The following is an 18,858-nucleotide window of genomic DNA, read 5'->3' as shown; positions in this document are numbered from 1 at the left end:
CAACCGCGTCACCGCTGTCGGCATGTCCGGCAGCGGTGCCGACGCGCCCGCGCCGCTATCGCGGTGGATAAGCGCGGTTTAGGATTCTGTCGCCCATGGATGCGATTCTCTCCCTTGAAGGGGTCGGAAAGATCTTTCCCGGCGTCGTCGCGCTGAGCGACGTCTCGCTGTCGATCGCCCGCGGCGAAACCCATATCGTGCTGGGCGAGAACGGCGCGGGCAAGTCGACACTGATCAAGCTGCTCGCCGGCATCTACCAGCCGGACTCAGGCACGATCGCTTTCAACGGCGCGGCCTACCAGCCGAAGACGCCGCATGATGCGCAGCAGAGCGGCATCCGCATCGTGCACCAGGAACTCAACCTTCTGCCCTATCTCAGCATCGCCGAGAATCTGATGCTGGAAAACCTGCCGCGACGCGCCTTCGGCATCGTCGACCGCAAGGCGCTGAACAGCCGCGCCGTTACCTTGCTGAAGGAAGTCGGCCTCGATGTCGATCCAAGGACGCGGGTCGAGGCGCTGGGCGTCGCGCAGATGCAGCTGGTCGAAATCGCCAAGGCGCTGAGCTACGACTCGAAGCTCCTGGTGCTGGATGAGCCGACGGCGACGCTGACGCCGCCGGAGATCACGCGGCTCTTCGCCATCATCAAGCGGCTCAAGGCAAAGGGTGTCACCATCATCTATATCTCGCACCGCCTGCATGAGGTGTTCGAGATCGGCGAGCGGGTGACGGTGCTGCGCAACGGCAGGCTGGTCGCGACGCGCGATCTCCACGGCCTCACCGTGCCCGACCTGGTGCGCATGATGATCGGCCGCGACATCGCCGACGAGTACAGCTTCGACGACACGATCGTGCCGGGCAAGGTCGCGCTCAGCGTCGCCAATCTGAAGCGCAATGCCGCGGCCCCCGCCATTTCCTTCGACGTCCGTCATGGCGAGATCCTCGGCGTCGCCGGCCTGGTCGGCAGCGGCCGGACAGAGGCTATGCGCGCCCTGTTCGGCGCCGACGCAAAGCTCGACGGCGTGATCGAGATCGACGGCAAGCCGGTGGCGATCGCTGCCCCCAAGGACGCGGTGCGGCATGGCTTGAGCCTGCTTACCGAGGACCGCAAGGGCCAGGGCCTGCTGCTCGACCTGGCCGTCGACAAGAACATCACCATCACCGATCTGAGCAAAGTCTCGCGTAACGGGCTGCTCAATCGCCGGGCCGAGGCCGCGGCGGCCAACGGTCTCGTCGGCCAGTTGCGCGTCAAGGCAAGCTCGATCGAGCAGGCGGTGCGAAACCTTTCCGGCGGCAACCAGCAGAAGGTGGTGCTGGCCAAGTGGCTGTTCCGCGGCACCTCGACGCTCATCCTCGACGAGCCGACGCGCGGCGTCGATATCGGCGCGCGGCGCGAGATCTACCAGTTGCTGTGGATGCTGGCGGTGCAGCAGAAGGGCATCATCATGGTCTCGTCCGACCTGCCCGAGCTGATGGGCATGTGCCATCGCATCATCGTCTTTTCCAAGAACAGGATCGTCGGCGAGGTGCCGCGCGCCGAATTCGACCAGGAGCGCATCCTGTTGCTCGCCTATCAGGAGTATGTGCGACCATGACCGAGACGTCCGAACCGCTGGTGTCGGCGCCTGTTTCCCCAGGCCGGGCGAAACTCCTGCGCTTCCTGATCCGCGACGCCGGCGTGCTCCTGGCGCTGGTGCTGATCACCGTGTTCTTCTCGGCCACGGCGCCCTACTTCGCCACTCCCGACAATGCGCTGAAGATCTTCGTGCAGATCGCCATCAACACCGTGCTGGCGGCCGGCATGACCTTCGTCATCCTGACCGGCGGCATCGACCTGTCGGTCGGCTCGGTGCTGGCGCTGTGCACCGTGGTCGGCGCCACCGTCATGATCGATGAAGACCTGTCGCCGGCCGCGGCAATCACGCTGTCGCTTCTGGCCTGCATGGCGACGGGCGCGGTGTGCGGCTTCCTCAATGGCTGGATCTCGACGCGCTGGAAGATCCCCTCCTTCATCGTCACGCTCGGTATGCTCAACATGGCGGCGGGTGCTGCCCGCGTCGTCAGCGACAACTCGACCATCACCGGCCTGCCGCAGAGTTTCGTGGATTTCGGCAATCTGATCATCGGCGGCTTCCTGCCGTCGATCTTCCTGGTCGCCGTACTGGTGATCGCCGCCGGCTGGTTCGTGCTGCGCTTCACCGTCTTCGGCCGCATGATCTTCGCCGTCGGCACCAATGACGAAGCGGTGCGGCTGTCGGGCCACAATCCGGATTTCTACAAGGTCGCCGCCTTCACCATCAGCGGGCTCACCGCCGGCATCGCGGCCATGGTCTATCTCTTGCGCCTCAACATCGGCAGTCCGATCGCCGGCGTCGGCTACGAGCTCAATGCCATTGCCGCCGTCATCATCGGCGGCACCAGCCTCAGCGGCGGCAAGGGCTCGATCATCGGCACGCTGGTCGGCGCCTGTATCCTGCAGGTCTTGAGCACCGGGCTGCAACTGCTCGGCGTCGGCGACAATTTCAAACCGATCGTGATTGGCCTTGTCATCGTGCTGGCCGTCATCCTAGACGCGTATCGGGAGAGGCTGTTGCGGAGGATCCGCTAGGGCAATTCCAGGAAAAGTGTGAGCGGTTTTCCGTCCGGAATTGCGTAAAAACAAAGGGATAGAGCGGATCGCCGTTTCTGGGAAACGGTGAAACGCTCTAGAGGGCACCAGGGGCTAAGGGCCATGACGACGATTGCCGATGTCGCACGCTATGCGGGGGTGTCCGTCGCAACGGTCTCGCATGTGATGAACCATACCCGCCATGTCGAGCCGGAAACGGCCGAGCGCGTGCGCGCAGCGATCGCGGCGCTGCGCTACAGCCCGAACTCGGTGGCGCGGAGTCTCAGGCGCGGCGAGACCAAAACGATCGGCCTGCTGCTGCCCGACAATTCCAACCCCTTCTTCGCCAGCGTCGCGCGGCAAATCGAGGACGCGGGCTTCGTCTCCGGCTACACGGTGATCCTGTGCAACTCCGACGGCAACGCCGAAAAGGAAGAGCGCTATCTGTCGGTGCTGATGGCCAAGCAGATCGACGGGCTGATCTTTGCCGGCTCGTCCGACCATGCGCGGGTGTTCGCCCGGCTCCTGCCCAGCGTGCCGGCGGTGCTGCTCGACCGTGAGATCCAGTCGGTCAATGTCGATTCGGTGCTGGTCGACCACAACCATGGCGGCTATCTCGCCGGCCGGTATCTGGCTGGGCTCGGGCATAAGACGATCGGCGTCATCGGCGGTCCGCGCGATTCCAGCTCCAGCCCGGCCCGCCTGCGCGGTTTCGTGCGGGCGCTTGGCGAAGCAGGCCTCGAGCTGCCGGCTTCGTCGATCGTCGATTCCGACTATCATTTCGCCGGCGGCCGGCTGGCAATGGAACAGCTCATGGCGCAGGCGCCGGACATCACGGCGGTGTTCGCCTGCAACGACCTGATGGCGATGGGCGCGGTCACGGCGCTGCGCTCGCGCGGCTTGCGGGTTCCCGACGACATCTCGATGGTCGGCTTCGACGACATCCCCTACGCCGTCACCACCTGGCCGCCGCTGACGACCATCGCGCAGCCGGTGGAAAAGATCGGCACGCGCGCGGTGAGCCTGCTGCTCGAGAGGCTGGGCGAGCCGGAAGCGCCCTCGCGCCGCGAGGTGCTGGCGCCGGTGCTGGTGGAGAGGGAAAGCTGCGCGGCGCGGGGGTAGTGTCGGTAATCGTCGACGTAGGCGCTGCGCTATGCACACATTTTCTGTGACTGGCGTGACTGATCGGGCCTCGGCTTGATTGCCACGTGGTTCCCCCAATCCGTCGCTGCTTCGCAGCGCCACCTTTCCCCCCTCCGGAGGGAAAGGAAGGGAGCGTTGCTGGACGAGCGCTGACGGCAAAAAAGGCTTGGCGCCTTTCCTCTACCCCGTCGATCGGGGGAGAGGTGGCTCGGCGAAGCCGAGACGGAGTGGGGGTCGACCAGCGCGATTGTCTCGCTGTGAAGCCGCCTCGGCGAAAGACTTCACGCCGCCGGCTGCATCGCGGCCCGCAACAACATGCCGAACAGGTCGCGCGGCTCGTCGGGGTCGGCGAGCAGGTCCAGCTCCTCATAGAGGCCGGTGGCCTGGAGCTGGTCGCGGACATAGCGCAGCGCTGAAAAATCCTCGGTGGCAAAACCGACGGAATCGAACAGCGTGATCTGTTTGGCCGTCTTGCGGCCTTCGGCCTGGCCGGTCATCACCTGCCACAGCTCGGTCACCGGATGGTCGGCGTCGAGCTGCTGGATCTCGCCCTCGATGCGGGTCTGCGGCGGAAACTCGACGAAGATGTCGGAGCGCAACAGGATGTCGCGGTGCAGCTCGGTCTTGCCGGGGCAGTCGCCGCCGACGGCGTTGATGTGGACGCCGGAGCCGACCATGTTGTCGGTGAGGATCGTGGCGTACTGCTTGTCGGCCGTCACCGTGGTGATGATGTCGACGCCTTCCACCGCGTCCTGCCCGGTCGCGCAGATGGTGATGTCAAAACCCTTGGCCGCTAGGTTGCGGGCGCATTTTTCGGAAGCCGAACGGTCGATGTCGTAGAGCCGCAGCCTGTCGATGCCGAGCAGCGCCTTGAAGGCGATGGCCTGGAATTCGGACTGGGCGCCGTTGCCGATGATGGCCATGGCGCGCGAGCCCTTGGGCGCCAGGTATTTGGCGGCCACGGCGGAGGTGGCCGCCGTGCGCAGCGCCGTCAGGATGGTCATTTCGGTGAGCAGCATCGGATAGCCGGAGCCGACATTGGCCAGCACGCCGAAGGCGGTGACCGTCTGGCGGCCCTCGCGCATGTTCTTCGGATGGCCGTTGACATATTTGAAGCCGTACATCTTGCCGTCGCTGGTCGGCATCAGCTCGATGACGCCGTCATGGCTGTGCGAGGCGATGCGCGGGGTCTTGTCGAACAGCTCCCAGCGGCGGAAATCCTCCTCGATATAGGCGGCGAGCTCGGTGAGGAAGCGCTCGACGCCAATGGCGAGCACCAGCTTCATCATGCGGTCGACGCTGACGAAGGGAACGATGGCGAGGCGCGAAGGCTGGGTCATGATCAGAGGCTTCCGGAGTGGCTGCGGGTCGGGCGGTCCATGATGCGGCGGCCCATCAGGCTGGCGGTGAGGTCGACCATCAGGGTCGCGGTGCGGCCGCGCTCGTCGAGGAACGGGTTGAGCTCGACCAAATCGAGGCTGGAGACAAGGCAGCTGTCGGACAGCATCTCCATCACAAGATGCGCCTCGCGAAAAGTGGCGCCGCCGGGAACGGTGGTGCCGACGGCCGGCGCGATCGACGGGTCGAGGAAGTCGACGTCGAGGCTGACATGCAAGAGCCCGTCCTCCTGCTCGACGCGAGCCAGGAAAGCGCGCAGCAGCGGCGCGATGCCGTGCTCGTCGATGGCGCGCATGTCATGCACGGTGACGCCGGCTTCAGCGAGCGCGTGGCGCTCGGCCGGATCGACGCTGCGCAGGCCGATGGCGCAGATGCGGGCCGGGTCGACGGCTTGCGGCAGATCCGGGAAATAGCCCTTGAAGCCGGCCTGGCCGCTGGCATAGGCGAGCGGCACGCCGTGCAGATTGCCGCTGGTGGTGGTGTCGAGCGTATGGAAATCCGGATGCGCGTCGAGCCACAGCACGAAGAGCGGCCGGCCGCGTTTGGCGGCGCGGCGCGCCACGCCGGACACCGTGCCGGCGGAGATCGAATGGTCGCCGCCGAGGAAGATCGGCATGGCGTCCCGCGAAGCGGCGTAGGCGGTCTCGGCGATTGCCGCGGTCCAGGCGGAGATCTCCGGCAGCGCCTTCAGCGCGAGGTTGCCGTGCACCACCGGGCGCGCCGCGGCCTTCTCGACCGCGCCCCAGTCCTCGACCTCATGGCCAAGCTCCGAAAGTACCGAGACGAGACCTGCCGTGCGCAGCGCGCTCGGCCCCATCTCGCATCCCATCCTGCCCGCGCCGTCCTGCACCGGCGCGCCGACGATCCTGCAGCGCATGATTTCTTCAGCCCTTACGATTGATTGGCTTGATTGGATCATCAAGCGCTGGCGGTTTGAACAGGCGAAATTGGCATTTCGAGAAGGATGATATATCATTCTGCGCAAGCAACTTGATCGAAATGGACAGTCATGGACGCGCTCGACGAAAGACTGATCACGCTGCTGCGGCACGATGCGCGGCGCAGCGTCTCCGACCTCGCCGTCGATCTCGGCGTCTCGCGCGCCACGGTCCGGGCGCGCATGGAGCGGCTGGAAAAAGCCGGCGAGATCATCGGCTACACGGTGGTGCTGCGCGCCGACGCGGTCGATCAGAGGATACGCGGCGTGATGATGATCGAGATCGAGGGCCATGCCGCCGACCGCGTCATCCGGGCGCTGGGCGGCCTTCCCGAAGTTTCCACCATCCACACCACCAATGGCCGCTGGGACCTGGTGGTGGAGCTCGGCACCGCCTCGCTCACCGATTTCGACGCGGTGCTGCGCCGCATAAGGCTGATCCCCGGCATAACGGGCAGCGAGACGAGCCTGCTGCTGGCGACGCCGAGGACGACAAGAGCGCGGCTGGGATAATCGGTGAGTCTCGGGACGATCGGCGGTCCGCGGGCGTTATCTCGGCCCTGGCATTGCGGGGACGCGACGGCGCCGGTGCGGCAAGGCTCAATCACACCGGCGGCAGCATTGCGAAGTGCGTCGGGTCGTCAGCCGTTCGGATAATAGCCGCCATCGCCGCCGCTGCCGATATAGGTCCCCTGACCGGTGGTATTCTGAAGCCGCTGGTCCAGTTCATTGATCTGTCTCAGCATGGACCGGCCGGGAGACCCAGCGCGCTGGATGCTGTCCGCTTGCCGCATCAGGGCGCTGGCCTGGTCCTGCGAGATCTTGCCCATCTCCCGGGCCTCACGGATACCCTGTTTCACGCCCAGCAATTGCTCCATGGCCGCTCTCGTTTCCGGGTTGGCAGGCACCGATCCCGTGGTTGTGGTATCGACCGACACTATGCGGTGACGGTGCACCGCATAGGCGCTTGAAAGCGGGATGGCCGCGAAGACCGAAGCGGCAACGATGATTTTGGATGAGAAAGAGCGCATGACGACTCTCCTTGTGATGGAGAAGGGGCAGACCGCTTCTCCGAGACGGGCCGTCTGGTCGCGTCGTGTCGCGGTGTCAGTCACTCATCGCCGGCGGTTCTCGGCCCGGGATGGGATATAGCGGCCACCCCCGCGTCGAAACGGAGGTGGAACGCAAACGTTATCCGATGTGATCCGGTGCTGAGTCGTGGCTACGTGTAGCCAAGGCCGGACGCTTTAACCTTATGATTTTACGTGTGTCTTTGTCCTGAAACCCAGGCTCGCGCTTTCGAGAGCGCGAAGACTCTCCTGCGCTGCTTGATAAGGCCGATTGCCTCGCATGACGCGAGAAAGAAAGCCGGCAGGCTGCATTCCAGGATAAAAAGGCTGGGTCGATCCGGCCTTTTTCATGACGCTCGCTGCGGCGGGCGCGGCGATCCGGCTCGACGGACCGGTGGCCTTCAGGCGACGCTGGCGAATGGGACCGACGAATAGCCGGCGGGCCTGATGATTCCAGCATTGGCCAGGCCGGCAAGGTGCTCGGCCTCGCTTCGCGGCAGCCCGATCAGCAACAGGTCTTCCAGCTCCGCCGGGAGATCCAAAACCAGGTCGTAGACGAGCCAGTCGTCGCACGGGTCCTGCATCGCCGCGAATCTCGGTGGCGCTTTCGGCTGCAGCTCCGACAGAATTTCATTTGCCCGGCTGGCAAGCCGCTCGGCCTCCTCGCGCGTCAACCCAAGCAGCAAAATATCCGGTATCCGCGCCGGGTAGTCCGACAGCAGATCATACACCATCCATTGGCCGCACGGATCCTGTAAGGCGGTAAACCTCATGTCCGTCTTTGTTCTGGCTATGCCCCAACGTATTCATTTGACGGGCATCATCCCGCGAAACTGCCCGGCTGAATTGTCTCCAGCACTTTCACCAAAACATATAGTTGTGGGCCGCCCCGCAAAAGAGGTCCTGCAGTCCCTTTGCCATACGACTCAAGTCCGAGGAGGCGCTGACACTGTGTCGGTGGCGAACGCTATGTGAAAGTCATCGGCCAGCCATGTGCTTGATGCTGGCGGGACATAGATGTCGGCACGCGGATTGAAGCCTCTCCGGGGCGTTCACGCATATGTCTTTGTTTTCACGCAGTTCCGGACGTCGCCTTACGGCTCACCTCGCAAACCCGGTGGACCAATCACGCATTAAAACCCGAACGCGCGGGGGAGCAAATGGCTAACGACGAGCAAGAAGCGACCGAGGAATCATGACGCTCCCCAAAACAGGGCGACGTGAAGGCCCTCGAACATGCAATACTAAACCAAAAGCAGCGGCTGGTCCGCGGGCGAACTGGGGTCGAAGCTTAGATCGCGGGCATCGGGAGCAAGGAGTCGTACGCGTCCGAAACGTGGTTTGTAGTGACAGAGCCGGGTCGATACGGCGCGAAACACGGGAATGCCGATTTCCGCGCGGGTCATTTCGGCAAACCACAAATCGATTCCTCTCTGCGCCAAGGCGTCGAGCACATCCGACAGGTCACGTTCAACCGCGCGATGAGGTAGATTTGGCGCGACGTGTTGGATCGAAGCCATATCCAGCGGCCGGGTTTTCATTGAGGCTTTCTCTCGCCATCGCGACCAAGTGCCAGCTTTATCGCCAAGCACTCGTGAAACCCCGAGCGAAATCTCCATTTGAAGCATCTCGGTCAAGGCGGCTGTCGCGGCGGACTGTAGGCTTTTGCCCGCAGCAAAGCCTACCGAGACGTCTCTGCCGTCCGGTTCCGCAGAAGCAGCGGCAATCACTGGGACATCGATGTCCGAGGTGATGTCGAAGAGCCGGGTTCGACGCTCGCGATCCCACACCCAGTCAACAAGCGTGTCGATGCCCGAGAGACAGGACGGGTCGATTGTTCGGCGCTGCCTTCTTCCATACCACCACCGACCCGTCGCATCCCTCTCGACCAGCTCCAAGATGGCGGCCAGTTTTGCCGCATCCGCACTAGGTCCTGCAGCGCACCCGCTGCTATCGCCGATGGCGACCGCGCCCTCCTCGCCAGCCCCTTTGCGTCCTATGAAAGCAAAGTCTGCCGGTATGAAAGCCCCATCCCCCCCAAATGCATCTTCAACCCTCAGCCAGTTCAGCGCGGCGGATTCATCCCTGATCGGTGGCCGCCAGTCGAAGCCAGTGTTCTCCTTGTTCCACACGGCGCGGGCGGCGATTTGATCGGAACTGAAGCCGTTCAGGCTTTCAGGAGCAATTGCCGCCGATCCGATCTCGTCGACCGTAGCGGTGATCAACGGTTCGTCACCCCACGAGCAGCAACTGAAGAGTTCGGCTGCCTCGCCAAGGCAACTCGCCCGGCAATCGTCGATGCTCAATCCTCGGCCGCTCGCCAGCCTCCCCGTTTCGGGCATTGCTGCGCGCGGCGCTGCTGGCATTTGCAACAGAGCAACCCTGGGGATTGCGATAGCGAAATGAGCCGGAACATCCGTCGCAGGCAGGTCAATCACGTCGAACAACTCGCCGACCCTGGCGAGCTCGCTGGAGCCGTCCATGAAAGCGTTGGCCATCACTTCGTTGTACCGTCGACTAAGCGCGCATTGGGGAGCAGAATAACACATTCGACGGGCATGGGCGGCGACTATGCAAGCGAGATCGGAGCGACCGACCCTTAAATCAATCCTGTTTGCGGACCTGGCTCAATATAGCCGGCTAACCGCGGCCGATGAACTTGGAACACTCGATCTCGTTTCGCAGTGTTTCCAACTCTTCCAAACCCATTGCGAGGAATTCGGCGCCGAGTTCATCAAGACGACAGGCGACGGGGTCCTGATACTGTTCGACGGTGTATCGAACGCCATCGACTACGCCATTTTCATGCAGGATAGCCTGGCTGACCTACTGGACAGGAGAGCGTTCCACAGTCGATTCCGGATCGGATTGCATATTGGAGAGGTTCATCGCCGTGACGGCGACGTGTTCGGCCATGCGATAAACGTGGCCGCCCGGGTGCAGGCCATGGCCGACTCAGGCGGTGTGTGTGTGACCCAGGACGTCTACTGGGCGGCCCGCAACACCGGGCGGTGGCGATTTCGGTTCGCCGGTCGGCCCGCCTTGAAGAACATGCCAGAGCCGCTGACGCTCTACAACGTCGTTGCCCCCAACCTCGCGGATGTCCCGGATAGCAGCCATCAGCGACTGATTTCGGTCATCGATGGGCTTGGCCTTTATCGGGAAGATGGCGAAGCAATCGCATTGCGTTCCCCGAAAGCGCAGGCCCTGATCGGATATCTCGCACTGTCCAGCAATTTTCAGGAGGTGCATGACCGGCTGGCTACCTTGATCTGGCCAGAACGAAGCCCGCTAGCCGCGCGGCGCGCGATGGCGAACTGCCTGCAGATCGCCGAAAGATCAATTGCGGGCAACTCGGCGGCAGGAATTCTCAGGCGCGGAAATATTATCGGGTTGAGCCCGTCGCGCATAACCGTCGATGCCGTTCGCATGTTGAAGGATCTTGGAGAGGGCAAGATCGACGAGCTGCTGCTCCGACGATCGGATTGGTCCGATGCGATCCTGTTTGGCCTGGAAGACACCAGCGACCTGTTCAGCGCATGGCTGAGCGTCACCAGGCACAACTGGCGCGACCACGCATTGGAAGCCTTGGAGGCCATGCTGGAACGCTTCGAGATAGCCGAACCTGCAATGCGCAGGGCGGCAAATGCCCTCTTGGTGCTCGAGCCCAGCCATGAGCGCGCTGCGCGCTGTCTCATCCGCCACCATGCGGAACTGCAGAATGTCGCGGCCGCAATGCGCGTCTACGAAAATCTGCGCGACCTTCTACGCGAACGATATCAGTTGCTGCCGAGCATGGAGACGACGGCTTTGGCGGAGGCCCTCAAGGGTCCGGAGCCGCTATTGTCGAACAGAAAGAAACCACCTCGGCCTAGCGGACCGGCGCCAACGCTTGCGGTCGAAAAATTTGAGGCTCGGACAAAGAAAATTTCTCTTCTGGTCTGGGGATTCCGCTCAGAACTAATCGCCAATCTGTCCAAGTTCCGGGAGTTCACGGTCATTGAGTTGAAAGATACTGCGATCGAAAGCCCCGACACGGACTACCTTCTGGCGGCCCAATGCGTGGACAACCAGGACGACATGCAGCTGATCGTCTCGGTAAGCGATCCCAACACGAACCAGGTCATTTGGAGCGATTCGTTTCGGCTTTCGCTTGGAAACTGGCTCGCTTTGCAGAAGCAACTGGTCGGAAAGATTGCTTCCACTTTGGAAGTTTACCTGTCGCATGACAGACTGTCGCGCCAGGTCAGGGGCCCACCGCAAAATCTCAATGTCTATGATGCCTGGTTGCGCGGCGAGGACTTGCTGACTCGCTGGACGCCAGATGCCGAAGACGAAGCCCAACGGCTGTTCGAAGGCGCGATCGTTGCTGACCCGAACTTCGCCCCTGCCTACGCCAGTTTGGCCAGCATCCACAATGCGCGACAATTCATCCGGCCGGGAATTGCTGCCGATCCTTCCATAACGGAGAGGGCTGCCGAGCTGGCCCAACGCGCCGTGGCGCTTGATCCCTTGGATGCACGCAATCATTTGGTCGTCGCCTGGTCGACAGCCATGACCCGACACTTCGAACAGTCGGAAGTGCACTACGAACTGGCCGCCGAACTCAACCCCAACAGTCCCAAGACACTGGTGTCGGCGGCTTTGGGCATGGCGTTCATGGGCCGCGTCGATTCTGCGTCGCGCCTGCTGGAGCGTGCAATGGATCTGACATCCATGTTTTTGGACTATCAATGGTCGCACATCGCGGTAATCCGCTATTTTGCCGGAGATTTCGAAGGCACAATCGCGGCGGCCGATCGGTCCAAGAACGCAATCGTCGACACCGCCGGTTGGAAGACGGCCGCGCTGTGCAGGTTGGGCAGAACAGATGAAGCTCGCGCGGCGCTGATGCAATTGCAGGAGTCTATTGCCGCAGCTTGGGCAGGGCCTGCAGCACCGACGCTGAAGGACATCCTGGGCTGGTTTGTAGAAGCCTTCCCGATCAAGCGGGACGAGGATCGACGTGATCTGGCGCGGCTATGTCAGGTGGATGTGCGAACGCACAAGCTCTCTTGATCCATCAGCCGGCATTACGCCGTGATCGATGGCCGGCAAACTCGCGGCCCTTCAAACCCGATGGGACAAAAATGCGAAACTGCCGCCTTGTGCCGACCGCTTGATAAGTTCATGCTAAAGTATGGCTAGGGGAATACCATGGGGCGCCTAGCATTACTGCATCGACGATTTTCGGGTGACCTGCGCAGCTCGACTAGCGCTTCTCGACTTCAACCGGGAAGTTCGCGACGCCGTGTTCGGCGATGCCAAGCCGTGCCTGCGGAAGACCTACAACCAGCACGACTATCTGGTCGAGAAGCTGCATAGAGAACAACTATGTTTCAGGTGTCAGCGCTACAGCGTGCTTTGTTCCTGTCGCCACTATTGTTGTTGTCGACGGCAATCGCCGGCCATGTTCAGGAGAGCAACGTCGGGTCGGCCGAGATGCCGGTGGATAATATCGTCGAGCTACGTATGTTCCTAACGCCGGAGCCCGGGATTGTGCTGGGCGAGATCGCGACCGCCGGCCCGACGACACTCACGGAGTTCTCCGTCGCGATGGAGGACGGGACCGTTACGTTTCGCGACGATGGTGCCGGGCCGGATCGAGAAGGAGGCGACGGCGTATTCACCGCGCTGCTTAAGTTTGACGCTACCAGCGCGTTTGAAACGCGGCGGGCCGACCTCCAGGCGACAATCGAGGTTCTGCGTGGTCAGGGCCGAACCGGACTGATACGGCGGGGGCCGCGCGACATCGTCTCAGCGACGGACGTGGTCAACGACGCGGAGCGCACCATGCCGGCGACGCTGGCCGGCGCGCGCGAGCAGGCAGCGCAAGCATCGGGTCTAGTGGCCAAGCGAGACCCTATGATTGCTGCGCGGGAGATTGGCATAGATTCCGCTAAGACCCCCTTCCTTCGCTTGCCGGGACCCCGGTTCGACGCGCTGCAGAGCCGCAGGTTAAAGGTCGATTATCTCTTCGACTTCCCGATCTTCGAGACGTTTCCACCCCTGTCGCCACCCATCGCCATCGACTACAACCGCTCGCTGATGATAACGGCAAAGGAGGTAGTCGAAGATCGCAAGCGCAGCTTCGATGCCTGCAGCGGCCTAGGTTCGCCCGGGGGTGCGTGGAGTTTTGGCCACTTGGTGCGCGAGTTGGCCTACGGCAGTGGCTTCACACCCGAGGAGTTTGCTCTTCGCTGGTTGTCGACTTGGGAGTCCCCACAGAAGGCCAACGGCTTGACCGTTCCCAAGCGCAACCTGCACCTGCAGGACGTGATCGACACCTGGCAGCGATTGTCGGGCGGGGCGCTTAACATCGACTACTTCCCAGCACGGCTTCTCGCCATCATCAATCGCCCCGACCTTGCTGATAACGTCGTTGGCGCCGGCAGCGCCGGCGAGGGGCGTTTGGTGTTCGGTTTGGTCAACCAGGAGCCGACCACACCGCCCTCATGCACCCCGATCAGTTTTACCATTATCTTCGAGTACGGCATCGCTACCGGCTCATGCACGGAGGTCAAGGCGTGGCAGCAGCGCTGGAAGGATCTCGACAGCGCGGTCGACTACAATCAAGCGCTCGTGTCCATCACCCGCGCCTTCACTGATCACGGATCGAACCCGAGCCAGGTCCCCAACATGAGCGCGCTTAATCAATTGAGAACCAATGAGACCATGTTCGGTCTCGGGTGGCAGTGGCGCGAGTTCCGCCTTCGGAAAAGCGGCTTGTTAGGTCTCGTCACGGTGAAACAGACGCCGGACGATCATTTCAACGGGAGCACTACTCTGCAGAGCTATCTCGCCGCCAACGAAGGCGACATTCTCAACGACCACCTTGCCGTTCCAGAACACTTTCCGAGCGCCCTCGACCCGTTCCTAGGAGCCGCGTCCAATACCCAGTTGAGCGGCTTCTTCTGGTTTGCTCGAAATCTCGCCACTCTCGCCAACCCGTACGAAACGCGCCGCAAGTTTTCGCTCGCCACCTGCAACGGATGCCACACCGGTGAGACTGGAACACACTTCACCCATATCGGCAGCGAAGGCAAACGCGAGACAAACGAGGTCGCGCAGCTCTCGAAGTTCCTGGTAGGTGAGGACGTCACCGTCCCGGCGGGCGGCGGCGCGCACCACTATGAAGATCTGACCGAGCGCAAGAGAGCCATGACCGACCTGCTCGCTCGCTCCTGCTTCGAGCTGCTGGCGTTTCAGCGGCTGCCGTTCGTCCACTGACGGCGGATCCTAACAAATAAACTTTTCATCCAGGGGAGAAAGCAAATGGCAAAACTCAAGATCTTTGAAGGAAACGACACGACTGCAGCTATTCCAAGTAAGGACGGGTACAGAAACGTTACCAAACATTTACTAGCTGATCTTACTACTTTTTTGAAAGCCTCCGATAAGAAGCGGTCTGACTTGCTTCAGAAATACTCGAGTTATGGAGGGTCAAACCATATTATTTACCAATTGACGAGCAACCCACCAGTAGATGAGCCAATCTCCTCGACTAATTGCAAGGTACAAGTAGATGAGGATGAGCGAAAAAGACCGTCAGTTAACTTTGGCAAGCACAACATGGTTATACCGGACCAGCATGTAGGCGACCCTCCGATTAATCCTGGCTATTTGGAGGAATACGTAAAGGCGGTCGTCTCGTTGTATGGTGGCGGAACGCCGCCTGAAATATTAAGCGCATGCGAATTCCTGTTCGGGATCATGTTGCTCACGCGCTGCCGCTGACGAGAGCCCCTAAGCCATCAAGGTATCTGTCCTCCGGTTGGGCAGGGTCCGACACTAGAAGGCGCGCTGGCAAAGCGCGGCTTGATATGAGAAAGGTCGGTAGAGGTCGCCCTTCACACTGGCGGCCGCTATCGGTTAATTATCTCAAGCCGTATGTGCAGTTCTTGGCAGCATATTGTTTGATCCAAGCGAGCCGGACGGTGACAAGAGGCTGGAGCGAGCATGTCAATAGGCATCATGCTGCTAACCCGCTGCCGCTGACGTGTGTCGCGGTGCGGCTCCTCTCGCAGCATTGCCCTCAAGCCTGGAGGTCGCCGTCCCGGCTCCTCAAAATGCGGAGCTTAGCCGCGCTAGGCGGGGGAGTCCCAGCCTAGAGCGTTTCACCGTTTCACGGAAACGGCGATCCGCTCTATCTCTTTGTTTTTACGCAATTTCTGAACGGAAAACCGCTCACACTTTCCTGAAATTACTCTAGGCGCTATTTCCCTTGGCGATCCCCGGCGCCAGATAGCAAAAAGGCCCGGTTTCCCGGGCCCTTTGTGCTTGTCAAATCAAAAGAGATTTGGAGCGGGTGAGGCGATTCGAACGCCCGACCCCAACCTTGGCAAGGTTGTGCTCTACCCCTGAGCTACACCCGCTCGCGCGGCCTCGGGCCGCAAGCCGCGCTTATATGGCCGAAGAGCGCGGCGATTGCAACAGGGAAATGACGGTCTTTTTGGAGTGATTTTGTTCGTGCGGCGAGATCCGCCTCGAAAGCGTCGAAACGGCGCGGAAGCGGGGCGATTGCCAATCCCCGCCCGAAGCTTCCGCGCGCCCTTCCCGGAATTTCCCCCGCGGCCTTGCCCCGATGGCATCGTTGGCCGTAAACGGCATGAGCCCTATTCGACCGCGCGAGGACCGATGCCGAAGACCGAAGCCGAGCTGAACGAATTTCTTGCCGATCTCGGCATTTCCGTCTCGACGGTCAGGCATCCGCCGCTGTTCACCGTCGCCGATTCGCAGTCCTTGCGCGGCGAGATTCACGGCGGCCACACCAAGAACCTGTTCCTCAAGGACAAGAAGGACAATTATTTCCTCGTCACCGTCGGCGAGGAAGCCGTCGTCGACCTGAAGCAGATCCATCACCTGATCGGCGCCGCCAGCCGGGTTTCCTTCGGCAAGCCCGAGATGCTGATGGAGCTGCTCGGCGTCATCCCCGGCGCGGTCACGGTTTTCGGCCTGATCAACGACACGGAAGGGAAGGTGAAGGTTGTGCTCGACCAGGAATTGATGAGCCACGACGTCATCAACGGCCACCCGCTGACCAATGAGGCGACGACCTCGATCGCCGCCGCCGATCTGATCAGATTCGTCGAGGCAACCGGCCATGATCCTGTTATCCTGAAAGTCTCACAATCTTGAAAGTCGAGGCTTGATCGCCACATGAAAAGGCGGTTCCAAAATCCGATAATGACGCGCCTGAAAGCGCGACCGAAAGGGCGACATGATGAGCGACAACAATCCGTATAGCGGCGCGTTCGGCGGCAATGGCGGCCAGTACGCCCAGACGGTGCAATATGGCGGCGGCGACCGCCCCAAGGTTTCGCTGGGCGAGGCGCCGGCGGCGGCCGACCTGATCAAGGACACCACCACCGCGACTTTCGCAGCCGATGTCATCCAGGAATCGCGGCGCCAGCCGGTGCTGGTCGATTTCTGGGCGCCGTGGTGCGGGCCCTGCAAGCAGCTGACGCCGCAGCTGGAAAAGGCGGTCAAGGCGGCCGGCGGCAAGGTCAAGCTGGTCAAGATGAACATCGACGATCATCCTTCGATCGCCGGCCAGCTCGGCATCCAGTCGATCCCCGCGGTCATCGCCTTCAAGGACGGCCAGCCGGTCGACGGCTTCATGGGCGCCATTCCCGAAAGCCAGGTCAACCAGTTCATCCAGAAGGTCGGCGGCAAGGGCGGCGGCGCGCCGCAGATCGCCGACGCGCTGGCCGCTGCCGCCGAGGCGCGCACGGCCGGCGACGTGCAGACCGCGGCCGACATCTATGATGCGATCCTGGAGCAGGCGCCGGAGACGCTGGAGGCGATCGCCGGCTTGGGCGAAATCCTGTTCGACGCCGGCGACACGGAAGGCGCCGAGGCGGTGCTTGCCCGCGCGCCCGAGGACAAGAAGGACGCGCCGGCGCTCGCGGCGCTGCGTACCAGGATGACGCTGGCGGCGGAAGCGGCCGCGCTCGGCAATCCGGCCGAACTCGAGCGCCGGCTCGCCGCCAATCCTGCCGACCATCAGGCGCGCTTCGACCTGGCGATGATCCAGAACGCGCGCGGCGATCGCAATGCGGCCGCCGACAATCTGTTGGCGATCGTCAAGGCCGACCGGACCTGGAGCGACGACGGCGCCAGGGCGCAGCTGCTGAAGTTGTTCGAGGCCTGGGGCATGACCGATGAGGCGACGCTGGCGGCACGCCGCAAGCTGTCGTCGCTGCTGTTCTCGTAGAGCGGTTTCGGCGATTTTCAGAATCGTCGAACCTCTCTAGGTTTGTTTTGTGCAATTCCGGACGGAACGCTACGGCGAAGTCGCCCAACGTGACCGCTAGGCGCTTTCCTGGAATTGCTGTGAAGTTTTTGCCGGCTATCGTGGCCGGCAGGCTTGAGCAGTGGGGCATCAGCGCCAGATAAAGGCTGTCTGACGGGTCGCTGTCATTCGAGACGAGTTTGCCGGGCTGAGAGGAGATCGCGGATCGATGGGGTTGCCGGCATTGCTTTGGGAGGGTTGCGGTGCGCGTCGGTAACGCACTCTACCGGCTGGCCAAGGATCTGCCGCCGGCGATCCCGGTGTTTCCGCTCGCCGGCGCGCTGCTGCTGCCCGGCGGCCGCATGCCGCTCAACATCTTCGAGCCGCGCTATCTGCAGATGATCGACCAGGCGATGGCCGGCTCGCGGCTGATCGGCATGATCCAGCCCAGCCTCGACGGCGCCTTGCGCGATGACGGCGAGCCGGAGCTGTGCAGCGTCGGCTGCGCCGGGCGCATCATCTCTCTGGCCGAGACGGGCGACGGCCGCTACCTGATCTCGCTGCAGGGCGTGTGCCGGTTCCGCATCGTGCAGGAGCTCGCGGCAAAGGCGCCGTTCCGGCAGTGCAAGATCATGCCGTTCCTGGCCGACCTCGAGGAAGACCCGGCCGCCGCCGAGGTCGACAGGCCGGCGCTGCTCAAGGCGTTTCGCGCCTATCTGCAGGCCAACGACCTCGAAGCCGACTGGGAAAGCGTCAGCCGCGCCGAAAACGGCATATTGGTCAACGCGTTGTCGATGATGGCGCCCTACGGCCCGGCCGAGAAGCAGGCGCTGCTGGAAGCGCCGGACCTGAAGACGCGCGCCGAGACGCTGATCGCCATCACCGAAATGACGCTGGCGCGCGAGGATGATGAGTTTGGCTCCAGTTTACAATAGTTTGCCGGTACGGGGGATGGGCTCATGGCGGACGGACGTGACGCTCGAAAAGCCGAGGTCGACCCGAAGCTGCTTGAATTGCTGGCCTGCCCGCTGACCAAGGGACCGCTGACCTGGGATCCGGAGCGCAGCGAGCTGGTTTCGCGCGTGGCCAAGCTCGCCTATCCGGTGCGTGACGGCATCCCGATCATGCTGCCTTCGGAGGCGCGCACGATCTCGGCCGAGGATATGCTGGCGCCGCCCTCGCCGCGGCTCGGCGGGCCGTCGTGAGCGGGCTCATAGGCGCAGCGCGACGTAGGTTGGCGATCCTTCGCGCCCCCCTCTGTCCTGCCGGACATCTCCCCCACTTGGGGGGAGATTGGCAGCTTCGGCGCCCCGCGTATCCTGCAACGTTGCCGATTGGCGAAAGCCGGCGTGACATCTGATCTCCCCCCTCGTGGGGGAGATGTCCGGCAGGACAGAGGGGGGCGCTGTCCCGCCGACATTGAAGTTGT

16 protein-coding genes and 1 tRNA gene are annotated in these 18,858 nt (G+C 62.5%); 11 read left to right on the top strand and 6 right to left on the bottom strand.

Annotated elements, in window-relative coordinates; all coding sequences use genetic code 11:
• The first annotated feature begins 95 nt into the window (after positions 1–95).
• The 3 genes from EN862_RS24515 to EN862_RS24505 all read left to right on the top strand — a co-directional run bounded on the left by EN862_RS24515 (position 96) and on the right by EN862_RS24505 (position 3,730).
• Positions 96–1,595, top strand: a complete 1,500-nt coding sequence (locus EN862_RS24515; RefSeq protein WP_189401465.1) for a sugar ABC transporter ATP-binding protein — start codon at positions 96–98, stop codon at positions 1,593–1,595.
• On the top strand, positions 1,592–2,608 hold the full coding sequence (locus EN862_RS24510) for an ABC transporter permease (protein ID WP_127866102.1): 1,017 nt from the start codon (positions 1,592–1,594) through the stop codon (positions 2,606–2,608). Before EN862_RS24515 ends, EN862_RS24510 begins: the two co-directional genes overlap by 4 nt.
• A 123-nt stretch (positions 2,609–2,731) precedes the next feature.
• Positions 2,732–3,730, top strand: a complete 999-nt coding sequence (locus EN862_RS24505; protein WP_127866101.1) for a substrate-binding domain-containing protein — start codon at positions 2,732–2,734, stop codon at positions 3,728–3,730.
• A gap of 302 nt (positions 3,731–4,032) precedes the next feature.
• On the opposite strand, the gene EN862_RS24500 is transcribed toward EN862_RS24505, so the two are convergent.
• Together EN862_RS24500 and rocF are read right to left on the bottom strand one after the other, a co-directional pair.
• The gene (locus tag EN862_RS24500; protein ID WP_127866100.1) at positions 4,033–5,091 is read right to left on the bottom strand and encodes an ornithine cyclodeaminase; all 1,059 of its coding nucleotides are present in this window, start codon (positions 5,089–5,091) and stop codon (positions 4,033–4,035) included.
• Positions 5,092–5,093: 2 nt separating this feature from the next.
• Positions 5,094–6,026, bottom strand: a complete 933-nt coding sequence (gene rocF, locus EN862_RS24495) for an arginase (RefSeq protein ID WP_095820630.1) — start codon at positions 6,024–6,026, stop codon at positions 5,094–5,096.
• A gap of 132 nt (positions 6,027–6,158) precedes the next feature.
• Between rocF and EN862_RS24490 the strand changes: the two genes are divergently transcribed.
• A complete protein-coding gene (locus EN862_RS24490) occupies positions 6,159–6,599 on the top strand; it encodes an Lrp/AsnC family transcriptional regulator (protein WP_127866099.1) in 441 nt (146 codons plus the stop codon).
• Between the two features lie 128 nt (positions 6,600–6,727).
• Here EN862_RS24490 and EN862_RS24485 read toward each other — a convergent pair whose 3' ends face one another.
• From EN862_RS24485 to EN862_RS24475, 3 genes are all read right to left on the bottom strand, one after another.
• Positions 6,728–7,201: a hypothetical protein gene (locus tag EN862_RS24485; RefSeq protein ID WP_128192800.1), complete on the bottom strand. Its 474-nt coding sequence runs from the start codon at positions 7,199–7,201 to the stop codon at positions 6,728–6,730.
• A 356-nt stretch (positions 7,202–7,557) separates the two neighbouring features.
• Positions 7,558–7,929, bottom strand: a complete 372-nt coding sequence (locus EN862_RS24480; protein ID WP_127866097.1) for a hypothetical protein — start codon at positions 7,927–7,929, stop codon at positions 7,558–7,560.
• A gap of 471 nt (positions 7,930–8,400) precedes the next feature.
• Positions 8,401–9,654: a YcaO-like family protein gene (locus EN862_RS24475; protein ID WP_189401468.1), complete on the bottom strand. Its 1,254-nt coding sequence runs from the start codon at positions 9,652–9,654 to the stop codon at positions 8,401–8,403.
• Between the two features lie 73 nt (positions 9,655–9,727).
• Here EN862_RS24475 and EN862_RS24470 point away from each other — a divergent pair, with 73 nt between their 5' ends.
• The 3 genes from EN862_RS24470 (at position 9,728) to EN862_RS24460 (ending at position 14,932) form a co-directional block, all read left to right on the top strand.
• On the top strand, positions 9,728–12,214 hold the full coding sequence (locus EN862_RS24470) for an adenylate/guanylate cyclase domain-containing protein (protein WP_127866095.1): 2,487 nt from the start codon (positions 9,728–9,730) through the stop codon (positions 12,212–12,214).
• 315 nt (positions 12,215–12,529) lie between these two features.
• Positions 12,530–14,425: a choice-of-anchor X domain-containing protein gene (locus EN862_RS24465; RefSeq protein ID WP_127866094.1), complete on the top strand. Its 1,896-nt coding sequence runs from the start codon at positions 12,530–12,532 to the stop codon at positions 14,423–14,425.
• 45 nt (positions 14,426–14,470) lie between these two features.
• Positions 14,471–14,932 carry a hypothetical protein gene (locus tag EN862_RS24460; protein WP_127866093.1) on the top strand — a complete coding sequence of 154 codons (462 nt, stop codon included), beginning with the start codon at positions 14,471–14,473 and terminating at the stop codon, positions 14,930–14,932.
• Between the two features lie 563 nt (positions 14,933–15,495).
• Here the strand turns inward: EN862_RS24460 and EN862_RS24455 are convergent.
• A tRNA-Gly gene (locus EN862_RS24455) sits at positions 15,496–15,570 on the bottom strand.
• A 262-nt stretch (positions 15,571–15,832) separates the two neighbouring features.
• Between EN862_RS24455 and EN862_RS24450 the strand changes: the two genes are divergently transcribed.
• From EN862_RS24450 to EN862_RS24435, 4 genes are all read left to right on the top strand, one after another.
• Positions 15,833–16,333: a prolyl-tRNA synthetase associated domain-containing protein gene (locus EN862_RS24450; RefSeq protein ID WP_127866092.1), complete on the top strand. Its 501-nt coding sequence runs from the start codon at positions 15,833–15,835 to the stop codon at positions 16,331–16,333.
• 85 nt (positions 16,334–16,418) lie between these two features.
• Entirely contained in the window at positions 16,419–17,411 is a 993-nt protein-coding gene (gene trxA, locus EN862_RS24445) for a thioredoxin (protein ID WP_127866344.1), read from the top strand.
• 281 nt (positions 17,412–17,692) lie between these two features.
• On the top strand, positions 17,693–18,364 hold the full coding sequence (locus tag EN862_RS24440; RefSeq protein ID WP_127866091.1) for an LON peptidase substrate-binding domain-containing protein: 672 nt from the start codon (positions 17,693–17,695) through the stop codon (positions 18,362–18,364).
• 24 nt (positions 18,365–18,388) lie between these two features.
• Positions 18,389–18,634: a Trm112 family protein gene (locus EN862_RS24435; RefSeq protein WP_127866090.1), complete on the top strand. Its 246-nt coding sequence runs from the start codon at positions 18,389–18,391 to the stop codon at positions 18,632–18,634.
• The last annotated feature ends 224 nt before the right edge of the window (positions 18,635–18,858 follow it).

It is taken from the genome of Mesorhizobium sp. M2E.F.Ca.ET.219.01.1.1 (genome assembly GCF_004016445.2).
Lineage (GTDB): Bacteria > Pseudomonadota > Alphaproteobacteria > Rhizobiales > Rhizobiaceae > Mesorhizobium.
This window is presented reverse-complemented; position numbering and strand designations above follow the sequence as displayed.